Below are 20,201 nucleotides of genomic sequence, written 5' to 3'. Positions count from 1 at the left end.
TGCGGCTCCAGGTTGCGGCGGTCTTCCGGGGGAGTCGGCAGCCCGGGGCGGTGCCGCGCACCGGGGGATGACGCCGGTGCGCGGCCCAGGTGAAGGGTATCGGGAGTTACTGCCCCACCCGCCCCGGCTGCAGCCGCTGTGTGAAGAGGACGGTGCCGTCCTGCTCGCGCAGACGGACCGTCAACTCCCCGCTGTCGCCGTCGATGTCGACCTCGCCGAAGAACTGGTAGCCCTCGGCCGGCGAGACGTTCGAGGCCGTCGGCGCCTTCACGAACACCCGGTCCGGTCCGAACGTCCCGTCCAGCGCGCTGGCCGGGAACGCGCCCGCGTTGAGCGGCCCGGACACGAACTCCCAGAACGGCGCGAAGTCCTTGAACGCCGCCCGCGCCGGGTCGTAGTGCTGGGCCGAGGTGTGGTGGACGTCGGCCGTCAGCCACACCGTGCCGGTGATCCGCCGGTGCTTGACGAACCGCAGCAGCTCGGCGATCTGCAGCTCGCGGCCGAGCGGCGCGCCCGGGTCGCCCTGCGCGACGGCCTCGAAGTTCGCCTTCCCCTCGACCCCGTCGGGCACGACCAGGCCGAGCGGCATGTCCGCGGCGATGACCTTCCACACCGCCCGCGACCGGGACAGTTCCCGCTTGAGCCACTCCAGCTGCGCGCGCCCCAGGATGCCCTGCGGGTCGGTCCTCTGGTCGTCGGGCGAGTTGGCGTTGCGGTACGTGCGCATGTCGAGCACGAACACGTCGAGCAGCGGGCCGTGGTGGTGGACGCGGTAGATCCGCCCGTCCGGCCGCCCGCTGACGGTGGAGATCGGGAAGTACTCCGAGAAGGCCCGGCGGGCGCGCAGCGCCAGGTCGTCCAGGCGCGTCCCAGCCGGATAGGGGGTGCCGGCGCCGATGACCTCACCGGGGTACCAGTTGTTGCGGACCTCGTGGTCGTCCCACTGGATGATGCCGGGCACCTGCGCGTTGAACCGGCGCAGCGCCGCGTCCAGCAGGTTGTAGCGGAAGTTGCCCCGGAAGTCGGCCAGGGAGACGGCGACGTGCGACTTCTCCTCGGTGGTGACGCTGCGGTACACGCTCCCGTCCGGGAGCGCGGCCGTGGCCTGGATCGGCCCGTCGGCGTAGATGTTGTCGCCGCTGCACAGGAAGAAGTCCGGGTCCAGCTTCGCCATGGCGTCGAAGATCCGGTAGCCGCCGATGGACTCGTTGATGCCCCAGCCCTGCCCGGCCAGGTCGCCGGACCACACGAACCGCACGCCCTGGCGGCGGCGGGCGGGCGCCGTCCGGAAGGTGCCGTGGACCGGCTCGCCGGTGCGGCGCGGGTCGTCCGGGTCGGCCAGGAGCACCCGGTAGTGGATCTGCTCGCCCGCCGGCAGGCCGTGTAGCCGGGCCGTGCCCGTGAAGTCCGTGTCCGGGCCGAGCAGCGGGCCGTGCCACCGGTGCGGGTCGCGGAACGACTCGGTGGCCGAGGTCTCGACGATCATCCGGGCCGGCCGGTCGGCGCGCGCCCACACCAGACCCGAGTCCGAGGTGACGTCGCCCGCCTGCACGCCCCAGTCCGCCCGGGGACGGCCCGACAGGGCGAGCGCCGGGGCCGCGCCGAGTGCGCCGGGCAGGGTGAGGGCCGCCGACGCGGCCAGCGAACCGCGCAGGACGCTGCGGCGGCCCGGAAGGTGGGGGTGGGACATGACTGCGCCTCCAGGAACGGAATCCGGCCAGTGTTCGGGCCCACACCTACTGGGGCGGTACGGCGGGCACGGAAACCGCGGGTGAACAACTGTCCGGCACGGCCCGCGTCGGCCGGCGGACACGCGCCCGAGCGCCGTCACCCGGCGGCGGCCTCCGCCATCAGACGCACCTCTTCGCGGATCCGCGCGGGCGGCACGTGCGCGTACCCGAGGACCAACCGCACGCCCCCGCCCCGGCCTTCGTCGCCTCCGCCCGCGCCCCGGTCCTCGCCGCCTCCGCCCGCGTCCCGGTCCTCGTCCGGACCGGCGCTCCCGCCGCCGTCCTCCGAGTCCACGACGCCCTCCAGTCCCGCACCGTCGTCCACGCGCGCGTGCCGGTACGCCGTCAGCGTGCGCACCGCGACGCCGGCCGCCGTCACGCGCGCGAGGAACCGCTCCTCGGGGCCGTACCGGCCGGGCAGATCGGCGATCAGGTGCAGGCCCGCGGCGATCCCGGACACCCGCACACCGGGGAAGTGCCCGGTCAGCGCGGCGACGAGCGCGTCCCGGCGCTCCCGGTAGGCGCGCTGACAGCGGCGCAGCTGCCGGTCGTAGTCGCCGCGCTCCACGAAGTGGGCGAACGCCGCCTGGTCGACGGTCGGATGACCGAGGTCCGTGGTCCGCTTGCGCGCCACGATCTCGTCGGCCAGAGCGTCGGGCACCAGCAGCCAGCCCAGCCGCAGTCCCGGGGCCAGCGACTTGCTGACCGAGCCCGCGTAGACCACGCGCTCCGGATCGAGGCCCTGCAGCGCGCCCACCGGGGCCCGGTCGTAGCGGAAGTCGCCGTCGTAGTCGTCCTCGAAGACGAAGCCGTCCACCGACCGCGCCCAGTCCAGCAGTTCGGCGCGGCGCCGCGCGGAGCAGGCGATCCCCGTGGGGAACTGGTGCGCCGGCGTCGTCACCACCACCCGCACGCCCGACCGGCGCAGCGGGGCGAGGGCCGGGCCCTCCTCGTCCAGCGGCAGCGCGACGGTGCCGACGCCCGCCGCGGCGTACAGGGCGCTGTGCTGCGGGCTTCCCGGGTCCTCGACCCCGACGGCGGGTATCCCGCGCGCGTGCAGCACGGCGCCCAGCAGGGCGGTGCCCTGCGCCACGCCGGAGACGACGACCAGGCGCTCGGGGTCCACCACGGCGCCCCGGCGGCGGGCGAGCAGCTCGGCCAGGGCCGTGCGCAGCCGGGGCAGTCCGCGCGGGTCGGGATAGCCGAGGTCCTGGTGCGGGAGGCCGGCCAGCACCGCGCGGTGCGCACCCGCCCACGCGGCGCGCGGGAACAGCGACAGATCGGGCGTGCCGGGAACGAAGTCCGCACGGGCGCCCGGGGAGCGGGGGGCGAGGTCACGCGTGCGCGTGCGGGCCGCCCGCACCGCGCCGCCCACCCAGGTCCCCGCGCCGCGCCCGCTGCGCAGATACCCCTCCGCCGTGAGCTGCTCGTACGCCTCCGTGATCAGCCCGCGCGAGACCCGGAGGTCGGCGGCGAGGTCCCGGCTGGAGGGCAGCCGGGTGCCCGGCGCGAGCCGCCCCGAGCGCACCGCCTCGCGCAATGCGGCCTGCAGCGAACGGCCCCGCGCACGGGCCGGCGCCGACACGGCCGGCAGCAGCAGCTCCCAGGCGGCCGCGCCGGGCCGCCCCTGCGGATTGGTCCCCGATGACGCCATGGAAGTGGACCTTAAACCGGGCCGCCGCGCTCCCTAGCGTCGCCGCCATGAACACCACCACCTCACGCGGCGCCCTGCTCGCCGCGCTCGCCTGCGTCCTCGTCGGAGGATCCTTCACCGCCAACAGCGTCCTCGGCGACTACCCCTACGCGGGCGGCCAGTTCCTGCGCTACGGCCTGGCCTGTCTGCTGCTCCTGCCGCTGGCCGGGCGGGACGCGGGACGACGGCTGAGAGGACTCGGGCCCCGCCGGTGGGGCCGGCTGGCGCTGCTGGCGGCGGTGGGCATGGTCGGCTTCAACCTGGCGGTCCTCGCCGCCGAGCGCAGCGCCGAACCGGCGGTGCCGGGCGTCTTCGTGGGCTGCGCGCCGGTGGCCGTGGCGGTCCTCGTCCCGCTGCTGGAGGGCCGCCGGCCGCAGCGGGCCGTGCTCCAGGGGGCGGCCCTGGTCGCGGCCGGGGCGCTGACCGTGCAGGGCTGGGGGCGGACCGACGGCGCGGGCATCGCCTTCTCCGCCTGCGCGCTGGCCGGCGAGGTCGGCTTCGCGGTCCTCGCGGTGCCGGTGCTGCGCCCGCTGGGGCCGCGGCTGCTGTCCGCCGTGGTGTGCGCGGTGGCGGCCGCGGAGTCGGCGGTCGTCGGCGTCCTCCGGGACGGCGGCGCCTGGCTGCGGCCGCCCACCGCCCACGAGGCCGCCGCGCTGCTGTGGCAGGCGGCGGTCGTCACTGTGATCGGCTTCGTGTGCTGGTACATGGGCATGCAGCGGATCGGCGCCGAACGCGCCACCCTCTTCTCCGGGCTCATCCCCGTCGCCGCCGCCTGCACCGCGCCCCTGGTCGGCACCGGTACGTACGGTCTCGCGCAGGCGGCGGGCAGCGCCCTGGTGGGGGCCGGAGTGGCCCTCGGCTCGGGCGCGGCGGCCCGGGCCGGGCGCCGCCGCTCAGCGGCTGCCGTCCAGGAGCACGCGCGCGACGAGCGCCGGGTCGTCGTTCATGGGGACGTGCCCGCAGCCGGGCAGCCGCACCAGCCGGGCGTGCGGGATGAGCCGCTTGGCGCGCACCCCCTGCCGGCGCACCAGCAGCCGGTCCTTCACGCCCCAGGCCACCGTGACTGGGATGCCGGGGACGTCGTCCGTGAACCGGACGTCGATGCCCGCGCGGAGGGTCTCCTCGAACCCGGTGGCGCCGGCCAGGGCCAGCGTCTCGGCGACCACTGCCTCGGGTGAACGGCGGGCGGGGCGGGCGTAGATGGTGCTGGTGAGCAGGGTCCTGCCGGTCGCCGTGCGGGAGAGCCGCTCGACCAGCGGCAGCGGGGTGCGCACCGCGATCCCGCGCATCGCCTGCAGCACGCCGAACGCGTAACGCCGCTCGGCCTCGGTCCAGAACCCGGCCGGGGACAGGGCGGTGACCGACCGGGCGAGCCCCACGCGGCCCATCTCCAGGGCGAGCAGACCGCCCAGGGAGTTGCCGGCGACATGGGGCCGGTCGATCTCCAGGGTCTCGCACAGGGCGCCCAGCGCGGCGTTCATCGTCGGCAGGTCGTGCCGGAGCCCGCCGGGCAGCGCGGGCGAGGCGCCGAAGCCGGGCAGGTCCACGCTGATCACGTCGCGTTCGCCCGCGACGAGGTGGAGCACCGGGTCCCAGGCCTGCCGGTGGTGACCGATGCCGTGCAGCAGGAGCAGGGGCTCGCCGGCGCCCTCGCGCGCGTAGGAGAGCGTCACGGTCTGCGGGCCGTGCGCGGAGGGAACCTTGAAGGAGACGGTGGCGGACATGGGTGCATGCTCCTCGTCGATCGCTGACGGATGCCGGATAGACAGCTTGTCAACAATTGCTACCGACGGGTAGCCCCCCGCCGCGCCCGATCCCGCCGAAGCCCCCGACCGCACCGCGGCGGGGGCTTCGCCGCGATGTCACGCGTGCGACGCCGTGCGAACGCCCCGTGAACGCTGCGCGGCGGCACGGCCGCACGGGACGCAAGAGCCGAGGATTGGTCTTGACCAAGGGTGGGGGCGGCCCTATGGTCGCAGAGAAGTACAACAACCTTTAATAAACAAGGGCGCTAAACGCCGCCGGACTACGGCGATTGCGGAGGACAGGGTGGGGACTCAGCTGGAAACGGTGCCGGAGCCGAAGTACTGGCATCTCAAGACCGTGCTCAGTGAGGCACTGGACTCCGAGTTCGCGGTCGGCGAGATCCTGCCCAACGAGCGGGAACTGGCCGCCCGCTTCGGCGTGGCCCGCGCCACGCTGCGCCAGGCGCTGGAGCAGCTGGAGCTGGAGGGCAGGCTGCAGCGCCGCCGCGGCGTCGGCACCACCGTCGCGCCGCCGCGCGTGGGGGTCGCCGTCGGCACCGAGCAGGACGCCTGGCCGGGCGCGGCCGGGGACGCCTGGCAGCCCGTGGACTGCGTACTGGCCGCACCGCCGGCCGCCGTCGCCGCCGTCCTGGACAGCGACCGGAGCGAGCCCGTGCACACCGTGCGCCGGTCCCGGATGAGCCACGGCCAGCCGGTCGCGGCCGAGCTGCTGTACATCCCGGCGTCGTCGGTGCCCGACCTGACCGCGATCGACGCGCCGTCCGGACCGGCACGCGCGCGTGCCGTGCTGCGCGAACTGCAGCACCTGGAGCTGGAGGGCCAGGAGCGCGCCGTGGAACTCGGCTCGGCCCGCGCGGACGACGCCAAGGAACTGGACCGGCTGCCCGGCGCGCCCGTCCTCGTCGTCACCACCCGCTTCGTGGCCGCCGGCCGCGTCGCCGCGCTGTCGGTGGCCACCTACCGCGCGGACACCTGCCGGCTGACCTTCGGGGACTCCGGGAACGTGGAGATCCACCACGGCCCCGAGCGCCAGGCCTCCTGACGCCGGGCCCGCCCGCTCGCACACGGCAGCCGCCGTGCCCCCGAACCACCGGGGCACGGCGGCTGCCGTCGTGCGCGGGGTGTCCGCCCCACGGCGGGGCACGGAGTGCGCCGGTCCGCCCGACCGTGCGGAGGCCCTCCGGCGCGGCGGACCCGCTCTCAGCGCCGGGCCGTGACCGTGCCCTCCACCGCGAAGAGCTGCTCCTCCACATGGTCGAGGGCCAGCCGTACGGCGCCCGTCGCGACGACCGCCTCGCCCAGCAGCGAGAGGGTGACCTGAGGGGGCCGCAGGCAGTAGCGGGCCAGCTCGCGGCGCAGCGGCTCCAGCACGCCGTCCAGACCGGCCGCCCAGCCGCCGATGACCACCAACTCGGGGTCCAGCGCCAGCACCAGCGCCGCCACGTCGTGCACGAGCCGCTGGATGAAGCGGTCCACGGCCGCCATGGCCCGCTGGTCGCCCTGCCGGGCCAGCGCGAAGACCTTCGCCACCGCCTGCTCGTCCAGCGGGTGCAGCGGCTCGTCCGTGGTGGACAGCAGCGTCTCCGGAGTCTCCTCCCGGCCCAGCAGATGCAGCGCGCCGATCTCGCCGGCCGCCCCGCCGTACCCCCGGTGCAGCCGCCCGCCGATCAGCGAACCCGCGCCCGGACTCAGCCCGGCCAGCACGAACACCACGTCGTCGGACTCGGTCGCGGCGCCTTTCCAGTGCTCGGCGACCGCCGCCGCGTTGGCGTCGTTCTCCACCAGGACCGGGCACTTGAACGACCGGCCCAGCCGCTCGCCCAGATTCAGGCCGGTCCACCCGGGCAGCGCGGTGCCCAGCCGTACGGTGCCGCCCGCGTCCACGATGCCCGGGGTGCCGACGCCGACGGCGCGCAGCGAGCTGCGCGGCACCCCGGCCCGGCGCAGCAGCTCGGCGACCGCGGTGCGCAGCCGCTCCAGCCGCTCGTCCGCGTCGGCCGTCTCGGCCACCTCCTTGGCCTGCGCGCCGACCACCCGGCCGTCCAGATCGGCCAGCAGGGCGGCGACCCGGTGCGCGCCGATCTCCAGGCCCAGCAGATGACCGGCCTCGGCGCGGAAGCGGAACCGCCGCGCGGGCCGCCCCTGACGCCGGGCGGCGCCCTCCTCGGCTGCCGTCTCCATGACGAGGCCCGCCCCGATCAGATCGTCCACGACACCCTCGACCGTGGGCCGGGACAGCCCGGTCACCCGGGTGATCTCGGTGAGCGTCGCACAGTCCGTGGCGCGCAGCGCGTGCAGCACCACCGCGGAATTGATCCTCCGCAGCAGCGAGGGGTCCCCGCCGGTCAGCCGCCCCAACGTCCGTCCTCCCAGCTCGTGCGCGTGTGGGGCGGATGCTACTCGGCACGGGCCGGGGCGGCGAGCGCCGGGGGACCGGCGGGGCGGCCGCCGATCGGGCGCCGGGTCCGGAGGGCTCCACGGCGACGCCGGACCTCCGGTGCGCCCGCCGGCCCGCGGCCGTCCCACGCGGGCTCGTACGGAACACCGCCCGGACCGTGTGCGGGCCCTGCCCGGACCCTGACGCACCGCCAATTGTCAGTGGTCGCCGCTTTACTGGAACCCATGGACATCGCCAAGGCGCTCGCCGAGATCGACCGGCTGTGCGCGGGGCCGTTCCCCGCCGAGCACACCTGGACGGACACCGGCTCGGCCGGCCCCGGTCACCGGACGGCCGCGCTGGCGACCGGCGACGACTTCTGGGAGGACGACGGCAGCCGACGGGAGGAGGCGGCCGACCAGTACGCGTGCTACCGCGACGGGCTGGCGGAGCGCCTGACCGAACGCTGGGGTCCGCCCCAGGAGTTCAGCCTGTACAGCGTGTGCGTCCGGACCGTGGAGGGGGAGGAGGTGCCGGAGCCGTGGGGTTCCCTCAGCGGGCATGTGCCGGACGTCCAGCTGTGGCGGGCGCCCGGGACCGGCCGGTGGATAGCCCTGGGCGTCTCCCAGCACGACAAGGAGCTGCCGTTCCAACTGCTCGCGGTCGCCACCGACGTGGACCCGCCATGACCCGCGCCCGAGGTGGACCCGCCGTGACCCGCGCCGACGTGAACCCATCGTGCCCCGCCCCGCGGCCGGTCACGATCGCTCGGTCGGCCGGCGCTCCCGTACCGAGCCGCGCCGCCGCCGCGCCGTCACTCGCCCCGGCGCGCTGCGGGCACTGCGGGGCCGTCCTCGGCCGCCACCCGCAGCCGGGCGAACTCCTGTGCCATCGTCTCGGTCGTCCAGTGCGCGTTCAGCCCGCTCGGGTTGGGCAGCACCCACACGCGCGTGTCGCCGATCACCCGCTCCTGCGGCCCCACCTGGGCCTTGCGGTCGTCGAAGGCGGCCCGGTACGCGGTGACGCCGACGACCGCCAGCCAGCGGGGCCGCAGCCGCGCCACCTTCAGCGCCAGCAGCCGGCCGCCTTCCTGGTACTCCTCGCGGGTCAGCTCGTCGGCGCGCGCCGAGGCCCGGGCCACGACGTTGGTGATGCCGAGCCCGTACGACAGCAACTCGCCCTGCTCCGCGGGCTTCAGCAGCCGCGGGGTGAAGCCCGACCGGTGCAGCACCGGCCAGAACCGGTTGCCGGGCCGGGCGAAGTGGTGGCCCGTCGCGGCCGTCATCAGACCGGGGTTGATCCCGCAGAACAGCACCCTGAGGCCGTCCGCGACCAGGTCCGGCACCAGCCGGTCGCGGGCGGCCTCCAGTTGGGCCGGGGTGAAGCGGGTCAGAGGATCGCCCCCGGCGCGTAGGCCGCGGCCTCCGGGCGCTGCTTGATGATCTCCTCGATCCGGCCGACCACCACGCCGACCTGGTCGGCGGCGGCACCGGTGAAGGACAGCTTGTCCGCCATCAGTGCGTCCAACTGCGCGCGGTCCAGCGGCAGGCGCTCGTCGGCGGCGAGCTTGTCGAGCAGGTCGTTGCGCTCGGCGCCCTGCTCGCGCATCGCGAGCGCGGTGGCCACGGCGTTCTCCTTGATCGCCTCGTGGGCCACCTCGCGGCCGACACCGGCCCGCACCGCGCCCATGAGCACCTTGGTCGTCGCCAGGAACGGCAGGTAGCGGTCCAGCTCCCGGGCGATCACCGCGGGGAAGGCGCCGAACTCGTCGAGCACCGTCAGGAACGTCTCCAGCAGACCGTCCAGCGCGAAGAACGCGTCCGGCAGCGCGACCCGGCGCACCACCGAGCAGGACACGTCGCCCTCGTTCCACTGGTCGCCCGCCAGCTCGCCCGTCATCGAGGCGTAGCCGCGCAGGATCACCATGAGGCCGTTGACGCGCTCGCAGGAGCGGGTGTTCATCTTGTGCGGCATCGCCGAGGAGCCCACCTGGCCCGGCTTGAAGCCCTCGGTGACCAGCTCGTGCCCGGCCATCAGCCGGATCGTCTTGGCCAGCGAGGAGGGCGCCGCCGCGAGCTGCACCAGCGCGGTGACGACCTCGTAGTCCAGGGAGCGCGGGTAGACCTGGCCGACCGAGGTGAAGGCCTGCGAGAAGCCGAGGTGGTGGGCGACGCGCCCCTCCAGCTCGGCCAGCTTCGCCGCGTCGCCGCCGAGCAGGTCCAGCATGTCCTGCGCGGTGCCGACCGGGCCCTTGACGCCGCGCAGCGGGTAGCGGCCGAGCAGTTCCTCGACGCGGCCGTAGGCCACCAGCAGCTCGTCGGCGGCGGTGGCGAAACGCTTGCCCAGGGTGGTGGCCTGCGCGGCCACGTTGTGCGAGCGGCCGGCCATGACCAGCTCGCCGTACTCCGCGGCCAGCTTCCCCAGCCGGGCCAGCACCGCCACCGTACGGTCGCGCACCAGCTCCAGCGAGAGCCGGATCTGCAGCTGCTCGACGTTCTCCGTCAGGTCGCGGGAGGTCATGCCCTTGTGGACCTGCTCGTGCCCGGCGAGGTCGTTGAACTCCTCGATACGGGCCTTCACGTCGTGCCGCGTGACCTTCTCGCGCTCGGCGATCGAGGCCAGGTCGACCTGGTCCAGGACGCGCTCGTAGTCGGCGATCGCCGCGTCCGGCACCTCGATGCCGAGGTCCTTCTGGGCGCGCAGCACGGCGAGCCAGAGCTGCCGCTCCAGCCTCACCTTCTGCTCGGGCGACCAGAGCGTGGCGAGCTCGGTGGAGGCGTAGCGTCCGGCGAGGACGTTGGGGATGCGGGGCTTGGCGGGCGCAGAAGTCACGTGACCAGAGTCTACTGGCGATTCGTGCAGGCCAGCGCCGCGGGGGTGTTCGTCGGAACCTACGAGGGACCGGCCGGGCGGCCGGGCCCCGGCGGAGGCGGCCGGTCCGGCCGGCCTCAAGGGCGGGGGAGACGCGGGCGCCGCCGCGCCGTCACGCCGGCTCCGCGTCGGCCGCCGGGCGCACCAGGTCCTCGTAGGGCAGCAGTTCGGGCCGCTTGGCCGGCCGGCCGTCGCCGGAGGAGCGGCCGGTCAGGCGCCGGCCTATCCAGGGCAGCAGGTGCTGCCGGGCGAAGCTGACGTCGGCGGCCCGGCGGCTGACCCAGCCCGGCCGCGCGGTCGCGGGCGGCGGCGTCCGCCACTCGGGGTCCTCGGGCTCGTAGCCGAGCGCCTGCCACACCGCCTCGGCGACCCGGCGGTGCCCGTCGGCCGTCAGGTGCAGCCGGTCCACGTCCCACAGGCGCGGGTCCGCCAGCGACGGCGCGCCGTACAGGTCCACGACGACCGCCCCGTGCTTGCCCGCGAGGTCGTCCACGCAGGCGTACAGCTCCTCCATGCGCGGCCGGAACCGCTCAAGGACGGGCCCCTGCCGGCCGGGGCTGCGCATCAGCACCAGCCGCTCGCACGACGGAGCCAGCCGCTCCACCGCCTCCGTCAGCAGCCCGCGCACCCTGCCCATGTCGCACTTGGGCCGCAGGGTGTCGTTGAGCCCGCCCACCAGCGTGATCACATCGGCCTTCATGGCCGCGGCCACCTCGACCTGCTCGTCGACGATCTGCCCGATGAGCTTGCCGCGCACGGCGAGGTTGGCGTACCGGAAACCGGGTGTGCGGGCGGCCATCCGCCCGGCCAGGACATCGGCCCAGCCGCGGTAGGAGCCGTCGGGCAGCAGGTCCGACATGCCCTCGGTGAACGAGTCGCCGACCGCGACCAGGCTGCTGTATGTGGGATTCGTCTGCATGGCGTGAGCGATGGTAACCCGTCGCGCGATCCGCATACCAAGCGGTCGGTCCAGCGGGACCGGGCCGCTGATCCGGCCGGTCCCCGCCACACGATCCACACGGGCTGGCAGCCCCCCGGCCGCCGAACCCACGCGGCCTGGCCGCCCCCCGGCCACCGGCCTCCGCGCGACCCGGCCGCCCGACTCGTTCAGACCCGCTGCCCGAACAGTTCCCGCAGCACGTCCTCCATGGTGACCAGGCCCGCCAGCCGGCCGTCCGCGCCCAGTACGGCCGCCAGGTGAGTTCGGCTGCCGCGCATCGCCGTGAGCACGTCGTCCAGCGGCGTGCCCTCGCGGACCCGGGCGATGGGCCGCATGTCCCGCAGCCGGAACGGCTCGGTGCGCGGCGAGGCGTCCAGCGCGTCCTTCACATGCAGGTAGCCGATGATCCGGCGGCCCTCGTCCACCACGGGGAAGCGGGAGAAGCCGGACTCGGCCGACAGCCGCTCCAGCTGTTCCGGGGTGACCCCGAGCCGGGCGTAGACGACCCGCTCCAGTGGGAGCACCACGTCGCGCACCGGCCGGCTGCCCAGCTCCAGCGCGTCGTGCAGCCGCTCCTGCGCCCGGTCGTCGATCAGCCCGGCCTCGCTGGCGTCCTTCACGATCTCCGCCAGCTCCGCGTCCGTGAAGGTCGCCGAGACCTCGTCCTTCGCCTCCACCCGCAACAGCTTGAGCAGGCCGTTGGCGAACGCGTTCACCGTGAAGATCACCGGGCGCAGGGCCCGGGACAGCGCGACCAGCGGCGGCCCGAGCAGCAGCGCGCTGCGCACCGGCTCCGCCAGCGCGATGTTCTTGGGCACCATCTCGCCGAGCAGCATGTGCAGATACGTCGCCAGGGCCAGCGCGATCACGAACGACACCGCGTGCCCCGCGCCCGAGGGCACGCCCACCGCGTGGAAGACCGGCTCCAGCAGATGGGCGATCGCGGGCTCGGCGACCACGCCGAGGACCAGCGTGCACAGGGTGATGCCGAGCTGCGCCGCCGCCAGCAGCGCGGACACGTGCTCCAGGCCCCACAGCACGCTCTTCGCGCGCCGGTCGCCCTCCTCGGCGTACGGCTCCACCTGGCTGCGGCGCACCGAGATCAGCGCGAACTCGGCGCCCACGAAGAAGGCGTTGACGACCAGGGTCGCCAGACCGATCAGGATCTGTACGGCGGTCACCGGCCGGCCCTCTTTTCGTCGCTCAGGTGTTCGTCAGGGGCGGGGGACTCCCCGCGGGCCGCGATCCGGCGCCTGCCGCGCCGCGTGGGGACCTCGGCTACGTGGGCGTCGTCCAGCGGCGCGTGCAGCAGCACGCGCGCGGCGCGGCGGCCGCCCGCGTCCACCACGTCCAGCCGCCACCCGGCGACCTCCAGGACGTCGCCGGTCGCCGGTATCCGGCCCAGCTCGGCGGCGATCAGCCCGGCGAGCGTCTCGTACGGGCCGTCCGGGACCTTCAGGCCGACGCGCGCCAGCTGGTCCACGCGCGCGGACCCGTCGGCCGAGTACAGGGCGCGCCCCTCCGCGTCCGCACCGGCCGGGGCCAGATCGGGCGTCTCGTGCGGGTCGTGCTCGTCGCGCACCTCGCCGACGACCTCCTCGACGATGTCCTCCAGGGTCGCCACGCCCGCCGTGCCGCCGTACTCGTCGATGACGACGGCCATCGTGCGCCGGCCCGAGAGCCGGTCCAGCAGCCGGTCCACGGTCAGCGACTCGGGCACGAGCAGCGGCTCGCGCATGATCTCCGAGACGCGCAGGTGCAGCCGCCGCCCGGCGGGCACCGCCAGCACGTCCTTGACGTGGGCCGTCCCCACCACGGAGTCGAGGCTGCCGCGGTAGACGGGGAACCGGGACAGTCCGGTCGCCCGGGTCGCGTTCGCCACGTCCTCGCAGGTGGCCTGGGCGTCCAGGGCCACCACCTGCACCCGCGGCGTCATCACGTTCTCCGCGGTCAGGTCGGCGAGGTTGAGGGTCCGCACGAACAGCTCGGCGGTGTCCGCCTCCAGGGCGCCCTCCCTGGCGGAGTGCCGGGCCAGCGCCGCCAGCTCCTGGGGGCCGCGCGCGGAGGCCAGTTCCTCGGCGGGCTCCACCCCGAGCCGGCGCACCACGCGGTTGGCCGTGTTGTTCAGATGGGTGATGAAGGGGCGGAACGCCGCGCTGAACCAGCGCTGCGGAGTGGCCACCCGCCGGGCGATCGCCAGCGGCGAGGAGATCGCCCAGTTCTTGGGCACCAGCTCGCCGACGACCATCAGGAACACCGTGGACAGAGCGGTGCCGAGCACCAGCGCCAGCGAGGACGCGGCGGACCGGGACATGCCGAGCGCCTGGAGCGGGCCGGAGATCAGCTTGGAGATCGACGGCTCGGCGAGCATGCCGACCACCAGATTGGTGACGGTGATGCCGAGCTGCGCGCCGGAGAGCTGGAACGTCAGGTTCCGTACGGCCTTCAGCGCGCCGGAGGCGCCGCGCTCGCCGCGCTCCGCGGCGCGCTCCAGGGCGCCGCGCTCGACCGTGGTCAGGGAGAACTCGGCCGCGACGAAGGCGCCGCAGGCCAGGGAGAGCAGCACCGCCACGAGCAGGAGGAGCACTTCGGTCATCGGGTCACCCCCCTCCCATGGTCGGTCAGGACAAAGGGGATCGCGCGACGGTGTTCGCCGGGAGGCTCGCCCATGGGCGGACGCTCACAACCTTTCATGGAGGGCCGAGTGCTCCACCAAGGGTAAAGGATCGGCAAAGGAGTCCGGAAATTTCAGTCCGCGCGGGCCGTGAGCGGCTTCACCCAGCGCCGCCAGTGCTCCTCGGGCGCGTATCCGGCGGCCCGCCAGGCGTGGTGCGCCCCCTCGTTGCCGGTGAGCACCATCGCGTCGCCGCGCCGCCCGCCGAGCCGTGCGAACCGCTCCTCGGCGGCGGCCAGCAGCGCCGTGCCGATGCCCTGCCGGCGGCGGCCGGGACGCACCGCCAGCCGGTACAGATGGCAGCGCCACCCGTCGAAGCCCGCGATGACCGTGCCGACGAGTTCGCCGGTGTGCTCCGCCAGCAGCAGGGCGTCGGGGTCGCGGGTCACCAGCCGTGCCACCCCGTCCCGGTCGTCGCTGATGCTGGTGCCCTCCGCGGCCGTCCGCCAGAAGGCGAGCACGGCGTCGATGTCGTCGGCGGTCGCGGGGCGTATGCGCAAGTCCGTCATGCGGGAATCCCACCACGCGGGTCCGGGCGCGGAACGGGAATTCCGGCATCCGGACGCCCCGGTGCCTCACCGGCCGCCACGCACTGCACGGCGCCCACTGGGGACCGCCACGCACCGCACGGCGCCTCCGGGAGCGCCCGGTCACGGCACGCCTCCGCAGCCGCGCGCGGCGCCCCTCACTCCCCGCGCAGCGCCTCCATCACCGGTGCGAACGCCTCCATGTCCGGCTCCAGGACGGTGAGGTAGGAGAAGCCGAACCGCTCGCGCTGGGCCCGCACCCGCGCGACGATCTCCTCCAGCGTGCCGACGAGCACGATGGGCAGGGCCAGCGCCTGCTCCAGGGTGAGCTGCTGCTGCCGTTCCAGCAGCGGCGCCAGCGCGGCGGCGGGGTCGCCGGTGACGGCGACGGTCTGGATCAGCAGGTTCAGCTCGGCCGGCTCGGTACGGCCCGCCGCGTACTCGTGGTACCGGGCCACCCGGTCCGCCAGCTCGTCCGCCGTCAGCGGGGCGAGTCCCGTCGGGCTCGCGGCCGACGCGCGGGCCCCGGTGAACGCGGCGATGTCCGCGTGCTCGGCGGTCAGCCGCAGCATCCGGTCGCCGTTGGCGCCGATCAGCACCGGGATCTGCGGCTGTACCGGTCGGGGCCGGTGCTCGGGGGAGCCGAGCAGCCGCTCCAGCTCCACCACCGTGGCCCGCAGACGGTCCACGCGTTCGGCCGGCGAGCCGAAGGGCAGCCCCGCCCTCTCGTGCTCCTCCCGTACGTACCCGGTGCCGAGCCCCAGTTCCAGGCGGCCGTCGGTGAGCGCGTCCGTCGTCGCCGCCTCGCGGGCCAGCAGCGCGGGGTTGCAGAAGCCGGCGTTCAGCACGAACGTGCCGAGCCGGGGCCGCTCGGTGGCCTGCGCCGCCGCCACCAGCGCGGGGAACGGCGCGACCCAGCCGAGGTGGTCGGGCACGAGGATCACGTCGTAGCCGAGGTCCTCGGCCCGGCGGCACTTGGCGCGCCACTCGGCGGCGGGACCGGGATTGAGTAGATTGACCCCGAAGCGGAACGGTCGCGGCATGAACTCTCCCCGTGATGACATCAGTTGAAGACCTGCCGCGATTCCATCACTCGTGCGCGATCGCCGCCAGCACGTTCATGCGCGACGCGCGCAACGCCGGCAGCAGGGCCGCCGCCACCCCCACGGCCGCCGAACCGGCCACCACCGCGACGACCGTGCCCCAGGGGATCGCCAGCGCCGTCATGCCCTGCAGCGCCAGCACCCGCTGGACGCACACCCCCCACACCAGCCCCAGCGCCAGCCCGAGGACCGCGCCGAACACCGCGATCACCACCGACTCCAGCCGGATCATCCGGCGCAGTTGCCGGCGGGACAGCCCGATCGCGCGCAGCAGGCCGATCTCCCGGGTCCGCTCCACCACCGACAGGGCGAGCGTGTTCACCACGCCGAGCACCGCGATGACGATGGCCAGCGCGAGCAGCGCGTAGACGAGCCGGAGCAGCACCGCGATCTGGTCGTGCACCAGCTTCTTGTAGTCGGCCTGGTCGCGCACCTGCACGTTCGGATAGGGCGCGAGGGTCTTCTCCAGCCGGGCGCGCAACGGGCCGGCGCCGGTGCCGGGAGCCGCGTTCACGTACAGGGCGGCGTCCAGGCTGCCGGGGGCGTACCGGTCGAGCGTGCCGATGCCGAGCAGCAGCCCGCCCTTGAACCCGAACCCCTCGGCCTGCTCCTGGTCGGTCAGCGCGGCCACCGTCAGCACGGCCCGGCGGCCGCCCTGGAACTCGGCGGGCAGCACGCTGCCGATGCGGACGCCGTGCTGCGCGGCGAAGCCCGCGTCCATGGCCAGGCGCCCGTCGGCCAGCGCCGCCGCCGTGTTCCCGGCCGCGTACTTCAGATGGGCGACCGCGTCCAGCCGGGGGTCGTAGCCGGAGGCGGCCGTCTCGACCCGCTTGCCGTCCGGCAGCCGGAGCGCGATCGCCGCCAGCCGCTGCCGTACCACCACGCCCGCGCCCTCGGTGGCGCGCACCCGGTCCGTGATCTCCGGCGAGAAGGGGATGTAGGTGCGGTTCTGCACGATGTAGTCCGCGCCGAGCGTCTGGTCGATGCGGCGGTCCACCGACCGGGTGATGGAGGCGCCGGCCACCGACATCCCGCCGACCAGGGCCAGCCCCACCATCAGCGCCGCCGCCGTCGCCCCGGTCCGGCGCGGATTGCGCAGGGCGTTGCGCCGGCTCATCCGCCCGACGGAGCCGAACAGCGCCGGGAAGGCCCCGCCCAGCAGCCCGATCAGCGGGCGCACCAGCAGCGGCCCGGCGACGACGGTCGCGACCAGGGTGAGGACGACACCGGCCCCCAGCAGCGCCACGGCGGTCGCGGTGCGGTCGGCGACGGCGCAGCCCGCGAGCGCGCCCGCGCCGACGGCGCCGACGGCGGCGCCCGCCACCACCCGCGCCCGCAGTGGCCGTCCCGCGACCGCGGCCTCGGTGTCCGCCAGCGCCGCCATCGGGGAGACGGCCGCGGCGCGCCGGGCCGGGAGCCAGGCGGCCAGGAAGGTGACCCCGATCCCGACGGCGTACGCCGCGACGGGCGTGACCCAGCCGATGACCATCCCCGCCGTCGCCAGCCGCACCCCGAAGGCGCCCACGAGGCGCATGAGCCCGGCCGCGAGCCCGATCCCGGCCGCCAGACCCGCCGTCGAGCCGGCCAGGCCGAGCAGCAGCGCCTCGGCCAGCACCGACCGCCGCACCTGCTCGCGGTCGGCGCCCAGGGCGCGCAGCAGCCCCAGCTCGCGGGTGCGCTGGGCGATCAGCATCGAGAAGGTGTTGACGATCAGGAAGACGCCGACCAGGACCGCGATCCCGGCGAAGCCGAGCATCACGTACTTGATGACCTTCAGGAACCCGCCCAGGTTCGCGGCGGCCGACTCGGCCTGCTCGGCGGCCGTCCGCACGTCGTACGCCCCGGCGCCCACCGCGACGGCGACCCGCCGCTTCAGCTCGGCGTCCGTGACGCCGCCGGCCGCGTCGACGGAGACGGCGGTGGCGCGGGCGGTCGAGCCGAGGAGCCGGCGCTGCGCCGTCGGCGTGTCGAGGAAGACCAGCGCGGAGCCCGGGTTGGTGGTGGTGAACGCGGCGATGCCGCGGACGTGGACCCGGAAGGTGCCCGTCGGCGCCTGCACCGCCAGCACGTCGCCGATCCGGACGCGGCGGCGCCCGGCGGTGTCCGCGTCCAGGACGGCCTCGCCGTCGCCGCGCGGGGCGTGCCCGGAGGTCAGCCGCACCCCGCTGCGGCCGGTGGCCTCCCAGTTGCGGGCGATGGTGGGGGCGCCGGTGGTCGGGCCGACGGGTGCGCCGCGGTCGTCGACGACCACCACGTTCTCGACGGTCGCGTCCACATGGGTGGCCGCGACGCCGGGCACCTTCGCCAGCCGGGCGGCGAGCGAGGCGGGCAGGGTCCGTACGGCGCCGGTCCGCACCGGCGAGGCGAGGTCCTGCTTCGGGGCGACCGTCACATCGGCGGCGGTGGAGGCGAAGAGGCGGTCGAAGGTGCGGGTGACGGTGTCGGAGAAGATCAGACTGCCCGCGACGAAGGCGACCGACAGCACGACGGCCAGGGCCGACAGCAGCAGCCGTCCCTTGTGCGCGAGGAAGCTCCGCAGGGTCGCCCTGAGCACGCGGGTCAGGCCTCCTCTGCGACGACGCCGTCGCCCTCGCGGTCTTCGGCGACGCCGTCGCCCCGGCGCTCCACGGCGACGCCGTCGCCGGCACGGCCCGCCGGGCCGGTCGCCCCGTCGCCGCCCGTGGCGAACAGGCGCATGCGTTCGAGCACCGCCTCCGCCGTCGGGTGCGTCATCCGGTCCACGATCCGGCCGTCCGCGAGGAAGAGCACCACGTCGGAACGGGCCGCGGCGTTCGGGTCGTGGGTGACCATGACGACCGTCTGGCCGAGGCGGTCTACGGCGTCCCGCAGGAAGCCGAGCACCTCCGCACCGGCCCGCGAGTCCAGGTTCCCGGTCGGCTCGTCGGCGAAGACCAGTTCGGGCCGCGAGGCGAGCGCCCGCGCACAGGCCACGCGCTGCTGCTGGCCGCCGGAGAGCTGGGCAGGGCGGTGCTTCAGCCGGTTCCTCAGGCCCAGCGTGTCGATCACCTCCTCCAGCCACTCCCGGTCGGGGGCGCGTCCGGCGATGTCCATCGGCAGGGTGATGTTCTCCAGCGCGTCGAGCGTGGGGATCAGATTGAACGACTGGAACATGAAGCCGATCCGGTCCCGGCGCAGCCGGGTCAGCTCGCGGTCCCTCAGTCCCGTGATCTCGGTGCCGCCGAGCCACACCTGACCGGCCGAGACGGTGTCCAGCCCCGCCAGGCAGTGCATCAGCGTGGACTTCCCGGAGCCCGAGGGGCCCATGACCGCGGTGAACCGGCCGCGCGCGATGTCCACGTCCACCGAGTCCAGGGCCAGCACGGCCGTCTCGCCCGACCCGTACGCCTTGGTCAGCCCGCGGGCACGGGCCGCGGGTCCGCCGGGCCGTGCCCGGTCCGGCGCCGCGGCGCGTGCGGACACGGCGGTCTCCTCGGTGCTTCCGCGACCCTGAACGTCCTGGCTCATGACTCCTTTGTCCCCCGTCGAGCGTAGGGTCAGCGCCCGCGCGCCCGGTATCCCCCGTTGGGCCGAGCCTCCGCCGCGCCGCGGGCCGGGCGCGTCGCACGGCACGGGGGCGCTCCGCCCGCCCGGTCGGTGCTCCCGGTGCGCGCACCGTGCGCCCTTGCCGGTGCTAGCGGTCCGGCGCTAGCGTCGAGGTATGGCCAAGACCCAGTTGAACGTGAGGGTGGACGAGGGCACCGCCCGCGCCGCCCGGGAACGCGCGCTCGCCCGCGGCATGAGCGTCAACCGCTACATCGAGGAGCTGGTCCGCCAGGACACGGGCGAGGTCGGCCACACCTTCGTGGAGGCCGCGGCCGACTTCATGAAGAGTTACGAGAGCGTCTTCGCGGAGGAGTTCGGGGCGGACCGCGAGGGCCACCGCGTCCGCCGGAGCGAAGGCCGTCACTGATCCCTTGAGCGATCTCAGCATCGACCTCGCATGGCTGCTCATGCTCGCGGAGCGGATGACGCCCGGAGACCCGCAGGTCACCGACTGGGGCGCCCTCGTCGCCGCGGTGGCGCGGCACCGGGCCGAGATCTTCGACGTCCCCGTCTACGACACCCCGCACGCCCGGGCCGCCGCGCTGCTCCAGCTCCTCGTGCACGTCCCGGCGCTGGAGCGGTCCAACGCCCTGTTCGCCTCCGCGGTCGCCTACGCCTATCTGGTCGCCAGCGGACTGAAGGTCGTCACCTCGCCCGAACAGGTGCGCGATCTGGCCCGTCTGGTCAAGAGCGGCGAGGCGTCGGTGGACGACATCGCCCGCGCACTGCGCCAGTGGAGCCTGTGACCGGGCCGGAGGGCCGAGGTGTTCGGCGAGCCGACCCGACGCCGGGGTGTTCAGCGGGTCGGCCGGAGGCCCGAGACGCTCGGCGAGCCGACCGAAGACCGCGTGGCCCGGCCGAGCGCCGGGCGGTTCCGCGAACCGTCCGGAAGCCCGAGGTGTTGCGCGAACCGGCCGGGAGCCGGGCGGTTCGGCGCTTCGGCACGGCGGTGGGCG

Annotated in this window: 17 protein-coding genes and 1 pseudogene; 5 read left to right on the top strand and 13 right to left on the bottom strand. The window is 75.0% G+C overall.

Translation table 11 applies throughout. The features are described from left to right. Positions 1–106: 106 nt before the first annotated feature. Both K7787_RS04000 and pdxR read right to left on the bottom strand, forming a co-directional pair. The gene (locus K7787_RS04000) at positions 107–1,690 is read right to left on the bottom strand and encodes an alkaline phosphatase D family protein (RefSeq protein WP_223000508.1); all 1,584 of its coding nucleotides are present in this window, start codon (positions 1,688–1,690) and stop codon (positions 107–109) included. A gap of 137 nt (positions 1,691–1,827) precedes the next feature. Further along, the gene (gene pdxR, locus K7787_RS03995) at positions 1,828–3,384 is read right to left on the bottom strand and encodes a MocR-like pyridoxine biosynthesis transcription factor PdxR (protein WP_223000507.1); all 1,557 of its coding nucleotides are present in this window, start codon (positions 3,382–3,384) and stop codon (positions 1,828–1,830) included. Between pdxR and K7787_RS03990 the strand changes: the two are divergent. Then, positions 3,270–4,220, top strand: a pseudogene (locus tag K7787_RS03990) (EamA family transporter); the annotation flags it as partial. The gene pdxR and the pseudogene K7787_RS03990 sit on opposite strands and share 115 nt — an antisense overlap. A 96-nt stretch (positions 4,221–4,316) precedes the next feature. Here the strand turns inward: K7787_RS03990 and K7787_RS03985 are convergent. Further along, complete coding sequence (locus K7787_RS03985; RefSeq protein WP_169435941.1) at positions 4,317–5,147, bottom strand: alpha/beta fold hydrolase; 831 nt, start codon at positions 5,145–5,147, stop codon at positions 4,317–4,319. Positions 5,148–5,472: 325 nt separating this feature from the next. On the opposite strand from K7787_RS03985, the gene K7787_RS03980 reads away from it, so the two are divergent. After that, on the top strand, positions 5,473–6,231 hold the full coding sequence (locus K7787_RS03980; protein ID WP_169435942.1) for a GntR family transcriptional regulator: 759 nt from the start codon (positions 5,473–5,475) through the stop codon (positions 6,229–6,231). 158 nt (positions 6,232–6,389) lie between these two features. On the opposite strand, the gene K7787_RS03975 is transcribed toward K7787_RS03980, so the two are convergent. Then, entirely contained in the window at positions 6,390–7,547 is a 1,158-nt protein-coding gene (locus K7787_RS03975; RefSeq protein ID WP_019981491.1) for an ROK family transcriptional regulator, read from the bottom strand. A 264-nt stretch (positions 7,548–7,811) separates the two neighbouring features. On the opposite strand from K7787_RS03975, the gene K7787_RS03970 reads away from it, so the two are divergent. Next, a complete protein-coding gene (locus K7787_RS03970; RefSeq protein ID WP_009187436.1) occupies positions 7,812–8,255 on the top strand; it encodes a hypothetical protein in 444 nt (147 codons plus the stop codon). Positions 8,256–8,380: 125 nt separating this feature from the next. On the opposite strand, the gene mug is transcribed toward K7787_RS03970, so the two are convergent. From mug to K7787_RS03925, 9 genes are all read right to left on the bottom strand, one after another. Then, positions 8,381–8,911, bottom strand: coding sequence for a G/U mismatch-specific DNA glycosylase (mug, locus tag K7787_RS03965; protein ID WP_308036281.1), 531 nt, complete (start codon positions 8,909–8,911; stop codon positions 8,381–8,383). Positions 8,912–8,955: 44 nt separating this feature from the next. Then, positions 8,956–10,398 carry an adenylosuccinate lyase gene (purB, locus tag K7787_RS03960; RefSeq protein ID WP_223000506.1) on the bottom strand — a complete coding sequence of 481 codons (1,443 nt, stop codon included), beginning with the start codon at positions 10,396–10,398 and terminating at the stop codon, positions 8,956–8,958. Positions 10,399–10,549: 151 nt separating this feature from the next. Beyond that, positions 10,550–11,356 carry an SGNH/GDSL hydrolase family protein gene (locus K7787_RS03955; protein WP_169435948.1) on the bottom strand — a complete coding sequence of 269 codons (807 nt, stop codon included), beginning with the start codon at positions 11,354–11,356 and terminating at the stop codon, positions 10,550–10,552. Between the two features lie 188 nt (positions 11,357–11,544). Next, on the bottom strand, positions 11,545–12,558 hold the full coding sequence (locus K7787_RS03950; RefSeq protein ID WP_009187432.1) for a hemolysin family protein: 1,014 nt from the start codon (positions 12,556–12,558) through the stop codon (positions 11,545–11,547). Further along, complete coding sequence (locus tag K7787_RS03945) at positions 12,555–13,973, bottom strand: hemolysin family protein (RefSeq protein ID WP_223000505.1); 1,419 nt, start codon at positions 13,971–13,973, stop codon at positions 12,555–12,557. Before K7787_RS03945 ends, K7787_RS03950 begins: the two co-directional genes overlap by 4 nt. A 152-nt stretch (positions 13,974–14,125) precedes the next feature. Next, the gene (locus K7787_RS03940; protein ID WP_223000504.1) at positions 14,126–14,560 is read right to left on the bottom strand and encodes a GNAT family N-acetyltransferase; all 435 of its coding nucleotides are present in this window, start codon (positions 14,558–14,560) and stop codon (positions 14,126–14,128) included. A gap of 176 nt (positions 14,561–14,736) precedes the next feature. Further along, on the bottom strand, positions 14,737–15,621 hold the full coding sequence (locus tag K7787_RS03935) for an LLM class F420-dependent oxidoreductase (protein WP_223000503.1): 885 nt from the start codon (positions 15,619–15,621) through the stop codon (positions 14,737–14,739). Positions 15,622–15,667: 46 nt separating this feature from the next. Then, positions 15,668–18,235: an ABC transporter permease gene (locus K7787_RS03930; protein ID WP_223000502.1), complete on the bottom strand. Its 2,568-nt coding sequence runs from the start codon at positions 18,233–18,235 to the stop codon at positions 15,668–15,670. A 5-nt stretch (positions 18,236–18,240) separates the two neighbouring features. Next, a complete protein-coding gene (locus tag K7787_RS03925; RefSeq protein WP_223000501.1) occupies positions 18,241–19,167 on the bottom strand; it encodes an ABC transporter ATP-binding protein in 927 nt (308 codons plus the stop codon). Between the two features lie 193 nt (positions 19,168–19,360). On the opposite strand from K7787_RS03925, the gene K7787_RS03920 reads away from it, so the two are divergent. Both K7787_RS03920 and K7787_RS03915 read left to right on the top strand, forming a co-directional pair. After that, the gene (locus K7787_RS03920; RefSeq protein ID WP_009187426.1) at positions 19,361–19,612 is read left to right on the top strand and encodes a hypothetical protein; all 252 of its coding nucleotides are present in this window, start codon (positions 19,361–19,363) and stop codon (positions 19,610–19,612) included. 4 nt (positions 19,613–19,616) lie between these two features. Beyond that, positions 19,617–19,991, top strand: coding sequence for a hypothetical protein (locus K7787_RS03915; RefSeq protein WP_009187425.1), 375 nt, complete (start codon positions 19,617–19,619; stop codon positions 19,989–19,991). Positions 19,992–20,201: the final 210 nt, after the last annotated feature.

It is taken from the genome of Streptomyces sennicomposti, from assembly GCF_019890635.1.
Classification (GTDB): Bacteria; Actinomycetota; Actinomycetes; order Streptomycetales; family Streptomycetaceae; genus Streptomyces; species Streptomyces sennicomposti.
This window is presented reverse-complemented; position numbering and strand designations above follow the sequence as displayed.

Excerpts from the sequence above, each read along its gene's own strand:
- K7787_RS04000 (WP_223000508.1), bottom strand. The coding sequence starts at position 1,690 with ATGTCCCACCCCCACCTTCCGGGCCGCCGCAGCGTCCTGCGCGGTTCG.
- pdxR (WP_223000507.1), bottom strand. The coding sequence starts at position 3,384 with ATGGCGTCATCGGGGACCAATCCGCAGGGGCGGCCCGGCGCGGCCGCC.
- K7787_RS03985 (WP_169435941.1), bottom strand. The coding sequence starts at position 5,147 with ATGTCCGCCACCGTCTCCTTCAAGGTTCCCTCCGCGCACGGCCCGCAG.
- K7787_RS03970 (WP_009187436.1), top strand. The coding sequence starts at position 7,812 with ATGGACATCGCCAAGGCGCTCGCCGAGATCGACCGGCTGTGCGCGGGG.
- K7787_RS03955 (WP_169435948.1), bottom strand. The coding sequence starts at position 11,356 with ATGCAGACGAATCCCACATACAGCAGCCTGGTCGCGGTCGGCGACTCG.
- K7787_RS03945 (WP_223000505.1), bottom strand. The coding sequence starts at position 13,973 with ATGACCGAAGTGCTCCTCCTGCTCGTGGCGGTGCTGCTCTCCCTGGCC.
- K7787_RS03940 (WP_223000504.1), bottom strand. The coding sequence starts at position 14,560 with ATGACGGACTTGCGCATACGCCCCGCGACCGCCGACGACATCGACGCC.
- K7787_RS03935 (WP_223000503.1), bottom strand. The coding sequence starts at position 15,621 with ATGCCGCGACCGTTCCGCTTCGGGGTCAATCTACTCAATCCCGGTCCC.
- K7787_RS03925 (WP_223000501.1), bottom strand. The coding sequence starts at position 19,167 with ATGAGCCAGGACGTTCAGGGTCGCGGAAGCACCGAGGAGACCGCCGTG.
- K7787_RS03920 (WP_009187426.1), top strand. The coding sequence starts at position 19,361 with ATGGCCAAGACCCAGTTGAACGTGAGGGTGGACGAGGGCACCGCCCGC.